General features: G+C 42.5%; 9 protein-coding genes. 8 read left to right on the top strand and 1 reads right to left on the bottom strand.

Annotated features, from left to right (window positions below):
* Positions 1-121: 121 nt before the first annotated feature.
* Positions 122-463, bottom strand: a complete 342-nt coding sequence (locus VME0621_RS25860; RefSeq protein ID WP_038230505.1) for a helix-turn-helix domain-containing protein — start codon at positions 461-463, stop codon at positions 122-124.
* Positions 464-590: 127 nt separating this feature from the next.
* On the opposite strand from VME0621_RS25860, the gene VME0621_RS25855 reads away from it, so the two are divergent.
* The 8 genes from VME0621_RS25855 to VME0621_RS25820 all read left to right on the top strand — a co-directional run bounded on the left by VME0621_RS25855 (position 591) and on the right by VME0621_RS25820 (position 6039).
* The gene (locus tag VME0621_RS25855) at positions 591-1895 is read left to right on the top strand and encodes a replication initiation factor domain-containing protein (protein WP_062463889.1); all 1305 of its coding nucleotides are present in this window, start codon (positions 591-593) and stop codon (positions 1893-1895) included.
* Positions 1896-1905: 10 nt separating this feature from the next.
* Complete coding sequence (locus VME0621_RS25850) at positions 1906-2247, top strand: DUF1293 family protein (RefSeq protein ID WP_038230509.1); 342 nt, start codon at positions 1906-1908, stop codon at positions 2245-2247.
* A 7-nt stretch (positions 2248-2254) separates the two neighbouring features.
* Positions 2255-2497, top strand: coding sequence for a hypothetical protein (locus VME0621_RS26870; RefSeq protein WP_062463891.1), 243 nt, complete (start codon positions 2255-2257; stop codon positions 2495-2497).
* Between the two features lie 12 nt (positions 2498-2509).
* Positions 2510-2761: a hypothetical protein gene (locus VME0621_RS25840; RefSeq protein ID WP_038230512.1), complete on the top strand. Its 252-nt coding sequence runs from the start codon at positions 2510-2512 to the stop codon at positions 2759-2761.
* A gap of 118 nt (positions 2762-2879) precedes the next feature.
* Positions 2880-4274 carry a hypothetical protein gene (locus VME0621_RS25835; RefSeq protein ID WP_062463894.1) on the top strand — a complete coding sequence of 465 codons (1395 nt, stop codon included), beginning with the start codon at positions 2880-2882 and terminating at the stop codon, positions 4272-4274.
* Positions 4275-4276: 2 nt separating this feature from the next.
* The gene (locus VME0621_RS25830; RefSeq protein WP_062463896.1) at positions 4277-4594 is read left to right on the top strand and encodes a DUF2523 family protein; all 318 of its coding nucleotides are present in this window, start codon (positions 4277-4279) and stop codon (positions 4592-4594) included.
* Between the two features lies 1 nt (position 4595).
* The gene (locus tag VME0621_RS25825; RefSeq protein ID WP_062463898.1) at positions 4596-5699 is read left to right on the top strand and encodes a zonular occludens toxin domain-containing protein; all 1104 of its coding nucleotides are present in this window, start codon (positions 4596-4598) and stop codon (positions 5697-5699) included.
* A 61-nt stretch (positions 5700-5760) separates the two neighbouring features.
* Complete coding sequence (locus VME0621_RS25820; protein WP_062463900.1) at positions 5761-6039, top strand: hypothetical protein; 279 nt, start codon at positions 5761-5763, stop codon at positions 6037-6039.
* Positions 6040-6099 lie beyond the last annotated feature (60 nt).

The raw sequence follows: 6099 nt of genomic DNA, 5'->3' as shown, positions 1-6099 counted from the left end.
TGCACAGAAGGCAGAGGAAAACCCCCGTCTAGTATTACGGGGGTACTTTCGGTGATGTATCGGTTTTCGATGCTCTCGCGATCTATCGTCTTCCGACTAGGTCTATTACGTACATAAATCGTTAAGGGTTACTCTGTTCTAGTATTCCTTTAGTCGCATGCCTTATCAGTAAGCTTTCCAGAATCGTATCTATAACATTCCTTTCTTCATCGTCTAACGTGTTGATCTTATTTATCCTCATCAACAAGGTTTGATCTTTTGTTGTTTCCCATCTTCCGCACAGTTCATCAATGGATATTTCCAGCTCATTTGCGATTTTGATGAGGTTTTCCATTGTTGGCTGTCCTGCTCCAGATTCGTACTTTTTGTAAGCAGTAAGACTGATTCCCATCACATCTGCCATTTGTTGTTGGGTCATTGATTTTGACTTTCTGTTGGTAACTAACCTGTCTTTAAATTCCATATCAACCTCACATTTTGTTTATTATGTTTCTATTCTATAGCTGTTTTTGTTTACAGTGGTCTTGAAAGTTTGCGTTAGTTTCCTTATGGTAGCTTCATTAGTTACCTTGACAGGTTTTGGAGATACAATGGAAAACGCATCAAAAAGACACTTTGCTTGCTCAGAATGTGGGCAAATCTACACGTCGTTCTTCCATTGTGTTTGTCCGTTCTGTCGAGCTGGCGTTGTTCGTCAGCAAGAGATTGATAGCAACGATATTCACGCTCGTACTTCTTACACTCACGAACATAAACCTAATCGTTATCTCAAGAGAGCAGCGCGCGTTAATCCAGAGTATCTAGGTTCTAAATCTCTTGATATGGACGTTGATTCCGAGTACTTAAACACGTCTACAACCATTGACTGGCTTGCGTTTACCGTCAAGTTGTCAGATTTTCGTCACTGTACAAAATCAGCGCCTTTCTCTGGAATTGCTTTCCCTGACGTTCCTGAACTACCAGCTATGAGAACTAGTAGCGGTCAAGACTTGGAAGATGTAAACGAGTATCGTCGTCGTGTTTATTCCTCGTACTTTGAAAAATGCGTTCTCATCTTTCTCACTAGGGTTCTAGGTTTTACGGTTGGTTGCCTGATTGAATCTAAGTTCAACTTCTACGATAACCACTTCAATATCTATTCGGCCGATGGCCTTGAGTTCTGTGGAAAGGTTGGGGTGGGCGGCTCTAATCAAAGAGATACGATCCACTTTTCTATCAATGCTCAAGGTTGTAAACACCTTTTCACTAAGCGCACTCGTCAATACGTTCACTACTGGCTGTCAAATATTCTCAATGTGACTTTGCTTACTCGCTGTGATTTGGCCTTTGATGACTTCGACGGTATTCATACTTGCAAGAATGTTGAACTGGCTTTTCTTGATGACGGCTTTAAACGTTCTCGCGGTATCTCTCCAACATTCACGAACTCTGACGAATGGCATATCGATGGCGAAGGAAACAAGGTTTATAGCGTCGAAATGAGAAGGATTGGATCTCGTTCTTCGCTGGTTCACTGGCGCATCTATAACAAAAAGCTTGAACAGAAAATCGATAAAGATGGCTTTGTCTGGTATCGCAGCGAGGTTGAATTAAAAAAGGTTTCGGTTGATATCCTCCTTGATATTGATGGCTATTTCTCCGGCCTTAATAACTACGCTAAATCACTTTTCTCTAAGGATGTTGAGCCTAAATCAATGTCCTTTAAATCAAAAAAACGTTGTGCTTGTGAAGTCCTTCAAGCGGCTTATTGGGCTAAACGTCAGTATGGCCGTGTCGTTAATGGCCTTCTGGATTTGTATCACGGTGACTTTGAGAAGGTGGTGTCGTCTTTGGTGCGTGACGACTCTCAATTGTCATTCACTTCAATGCACCAAAAATTAATTAACAGTTTATAGGAGTTCCAAAATGGTCAAGGTCATGGGGTTAGTTAAGCGTCAATATCCAAACGGCAAAAACAACAAGCCATTTTACGAATTGGTCATTCTTCGTTCCATTGAGAATGTTGATACCGAGAATTACAAAAAAGAGGGTCACGGTTTTGATACGGAGGTTCCGTACGGAAAAGATCCTATCAAGATACGTCCAGATTACGCTATTCAATTGCTTTCAACGGGGGCTTTTGTTCCTGAGCGTGAGTATGAATTTCAGCTTGGCTGCAACCCAAATGACGTTTACGAACAATGGGTTGAAAAGCTCATTCCTGTCGATGACGACATCAAAAAGCACTTTCAAGCCTCTTTGAAGTAGGTGACTTATGCCGTATTGCGTCGTCGCTGAGAAAAGCACAAACATCTTAAAACTTAGTGGTCAGAAAGTCTCTGATTGCGACGCACTTGTCGTGATATCAGCTAGTGAATATCACACCTATATCGGGGCTTTGGAATTGTCATCTTCTGAAATTTCAGGGCTTCTATTTTCGGGCTTTGGGCTCGTTATCTTGGGTTACTTATTGGCTGCACCTATTGGTCATGTGATCCGCTTTATCAATAAAATATGAAAGGTACATTCTATGAAAAAACTTATCTCTCAAGCTAAAAAAGCCGTCCTTCTTGCTTCCATTTCTTTGGCTTCTCCGCTGGTTTTCGCTGCGGGTGAAGGGGCGACAAGCCCAGTAGACCAAATTAAAACAGCCGTGTTGGGTGCTCTTGATGGTCTGTCTGCTGTTACTGCTGTGATTTTGGCTGTTGCACCAATTGGTATTGGTATTGCTATTGCATTTAAGGTCTTCGGTAAGTCTAAGCAAGCCGTTAATAAAGCATGATTTTCTTGCTCCATGAGCTAGTTACTGCCATCTGGTTTTTGCTAGGTGGCATGATTGCACTAGCCACAATTCAAGGTTTAAAGGGCGGCTGAGGTCGCCTTTTTTGTAGGTGGTTTTTATGAAGCGACAATTACTTCTATTCGGTCTTATTCTCTGTTCATTTTATGCGGTCGCATCAGCGAGGCTTCAAGTTGCTGAGGCTTTGTTAGCCAGAGAGAGGGCGGTTCAATTTGGCTCCCAAATGTTAAAAGTCGACACTGCTGTGAAAGCTGTCTCTCCTGTCTCTCGTCCGTACTTTGTTACGCCTTCAAACGTATCAATGTCTTCATTTGGAGGTTTCCTTAAAAGTATGTCTACTCAAGAGCCAGTTAAGACTGTATTAGCCGCGCTTGGCTTTGCGGTGTCGGCTGGTAATTGGGAATGGTCTTCTGACTCTAGTGGTGCGCCGAAACAAGGTAGCCTTTACTCCGTTCAGCTCAGTCAGATGCGTTACCCTGGTTATGGTGTTTCTATTCATACGGCTCTTAAAAATACGTTTGCTGAAAATGGTCAGAACTATGGAACAATAGATACGGTTGAGGTTACTCAAGATAATGTTCTTGTTGCAACGACACACAGTGGTTGGCGTTATGTTGGGTCTTGGGTTCATCTCAAGTGCGATAGCGCAACTTCAACGGTAGAAAGCTGTGCTCCTGATTATGTTCCTAGTCAGGCTGATAAAACTATTCCGGATGATGCATTTGCGGGCACACTGGCATCAAGGTTCTCCAGTCTTTCTGATACGCAAAAACAAGCTCTGTTTCAAAATGCTGATGGCTCACTTGCTGACTTGGATTGGCAACCTGAGGCAACAACAGAACCTACCTTTAGTGATGGTCGTCCACTTCCGTCAATTGGTGATCCTTTATGGCAATCTGCGCTTGATTACTCACAAGGGAAAACCGTTCCAGAAGACAAAGCGGCTGACGCTCGTTACTTGGCAGATAATGTGGCCAAGAGCGACCAAACGGTTTTAGAAAAGAACGCTAAAGGTTCTAACGGAGGTGGTACAAAACCCGAAGGTGGTGATGTCGATTTACAGCCTGTTATTGGTGCCATTCAGTCTCTGCAATCCAGTAATTCCAATGAGTTAAAAGCCATTAAAGAACAGCTTAAACAGAATGCCAAATCACCGGACTTAAGCAAGGCCGGAGAGGTAAGTTGTCTTGTTGGTTTGAAGTGTCCATCTTATGTCGACCTCAAGTATGAGAGCGGTTTAAAGGGGCTTCTCGATGACTTTAACACTCAGGTTTCTGCATCTAATCTCCTCAAGTTTCTCGATGGTTTTCGCTTTAGTGGTAATGGGAATGTGACGCCGCCAGTGTGGATTATTGATCTCACCAATGTCGATTTCTTGGGTAAAGGGCTAGGGCATCATGATGTGAGTTTGCCTAGTTATATCTGGTCGTTTATGCGTGCTTGTCTTCTTTTCGGCACGGTGATGGCCTGTCGCAAAATCATCTTTGGGGGTTAACTATGTTTGATTGGATTGTTTCTCTGTTCAATACGTTCGTTGAGTTTCTTGGCCGTTTGATAAATACCTTGGTTGTCATGCTCACGAACTTGGGGCTAGGGGGCGTGGATGTACTTCTTACGTTTGTTATCTCTTTGATTAACGGTTTAGGTTCGTTGCTGTCTCCCATTGATTTAAAACCGTATCTCAGCATGTTACCTGCCGAGGCTATCGATATCATGTCTCTCGTTGGTTTTCCTCAAGCTATAACGATGATCATCTCTGCGGTATCGGTGCGTTTTCTCCTTCAGCTTATTCCATTTGTAAGGTTGGGTTCGTAACATGATTAATCTCATTATGGGGCGACCGGGCGGCGGAAAAAGCTATGAAGCAGTGGTCTATCATGTGTTGCCTAATATTAAAGATGGTCGCAAGGTCATCACCAATTTACCTTTGAATATGGAAGCACTTATCGCTGTTTTTGGTGAGAAGGTTTCCGAACTCATCGAGGTTAAGTCCTTTGATTTGCATGACTATGGCAATGATAATAGGCCGTTTTCTAGCCCCAATGATTACAAGGATGAGTGGAGAAACGAACGGGGACAAGCACCGCTTTATATCATCGATGAGGCTCATATGATTCTTGGCAATCAGGCCAAAAAGGATCTTCTAGAATTCTATTCAATGCACCGGCATTTTGGTATCGACATCACTCTGTTAACACAGTCAGATAGAAAGCTTCACCGTGATATTCGAGATATGATTGAGATTGTGTATCGGTGTATCAAAAACACAGCTCTAGGCTCTAACAAAACGTATACGAAAAAGGTCAAAATGGGCTTGCGTGGTGATGTGGTGAACACTGAGCAACGAACCTATGAAAAGCAGTATTTCAAGCTTTATCAAAGTCATACTGCGTCCAACTCTGCTGTGTCTGAGGCTCAAGCAAAGGATGTTCGTCCTTTATGGCGTTCTAAAATGGCGTGTGCTCTGTATGTTTTTATCATTCTTTCGGTTGTTGGCTTGGTTAATGTTTTTAGTCAGGATAGCTTGCTAGGTTCGCCAGCTACACCAACAGAGTCAATTCAGACGATAGAATCCATACAAGTTTCTACGGAGGTTCAAGAGCCAGAATTCTATGAACATCCTTTAGGTGACTTTAATTTCTTAGTGACAGGGTTTTCAGAGTCTTTGGTTTACGTGAGCAATCAAATTGATCCATCAAAGTCTTTGCGAGAATACTATTTTCAGCTTTCACAGGGTGACTATCAAATGAATGTGACAACAGGCCAGCTTCGAAGTCTCGGCTATCAAGTTGAGCCTATTAATGATTGCTTCGCTCGTATTCGTTTTCAGAAGTTCGAGCAGTTGGTGACGTGCGCATCAAAACAAAAGCAAGTGATTGAAGAGTTTAATCCAGTAGCAAACGCATCTCTGCCTATATAGTTTTTGTATTTAACGCACCTTGTACTAGCTTAAATAGGAGAAACTGAACTTGGGTATAGCCATGAAATCATTAATTATTCTTACGTTGGGTCTAGCTTCTACGATGGCTTATGCACTGATGCCACTGAAGGACGAGAAAATTATTGAGTTAGCGAAAGTATCAATGGAGGAACACCTACAGGAAGAAGGTTTGACGATTGATGACGCAAAAGTAGCGCTGGCGTTTAAAGACAAATTCGACAAGGCGACCGTTTATTTTGAAGTCGACGAACACCACGGAGAGCCTGAGATTTACGTCGTGATTTGTCGAGACAATAAATGTTACTTGAATTACCGTTAGTGGACGATAAAGCTTAGGAGGACATTTCTACTTTGCTCTATATCAAAGTGCGTATTATGT

The sequence above is a fragment of the Vibrio mediterranei genome (genome assembly GCF_900088415.1).
In the GTDB taxonomy this organism is placed as follows: Bacteria; Pseudomonadota; Gammaproteobacteria; order Enterobacterales; family Vibrionaceae; genus Vibrio; species Vibrio mediterranei.
Note: the sequence above shows the minus strand (reverse complement) of the source record. Positions and strands in the feature narration are given on the sequence as shown.

Coding starts and splice junctions, on each gene's coding strand:
- VME0621_RS25820 (WP_062463900.1), top strand. CDS start 5,761: ATGAAATCATTAATTATTCTTACGTTGGGTCTAGCTTCTACGATGGCT.
- VME0621_RS25860 (WP_038230505.1), bottom strand. CDS start 463: ATGGAATTTAAAGACAGGTTAGTTACCAACAGAAAGTCAAAATCAATG.
- VME0621_RS25855 (WP_062463889.1), top strand. CDS start 591: ATGGAAAACGCATCAAAAAGACACTTTGCTTGCTCAGAATGTGGGCAA.
- VME0621_RS26870 (WP_062463891.1), top strand. CDS start 2,255: ATGCCGTATTGCGTCGTCGCTGAGAAAAGCACAAACATCTTAAAACTT.
- VME0621_RS25840 (WP_038230512.1), top strand. CDS start 2,510: ATGAAAAAACTTATCTCTCAAGCTAAAAAAGCCGTCCTTCTTGCTTCC.
- VME0621_RS25850 (WP_038230509.1), top strand. CDS start 1,906: ATGGTCAAGGTCATGGGGTTAGTTAAGCGTCAATATCCAAACGGCAAA.
- VME0621_RS25825 (WP_062463898.1), top strand. CDS start 4,596: ATGATTAATCTCATTATGGGGCGACCGGGCGGCGGAAAAAGCTATGAA.
- VME0621_RS25835 (WP_062463894.1), top strand. CDS start 2,880: ATGAAGCGACAATTACTTCTATTCGGTCTTATTCTCTGTTCATTTTAT.
- VME0621_RS25830 (WP_062463896.1), top strand. CDS start 4,277: ATGTTTGATTGGATTGTTTCTCTGTTCAATACGTTCGTTGAGTTTCTT.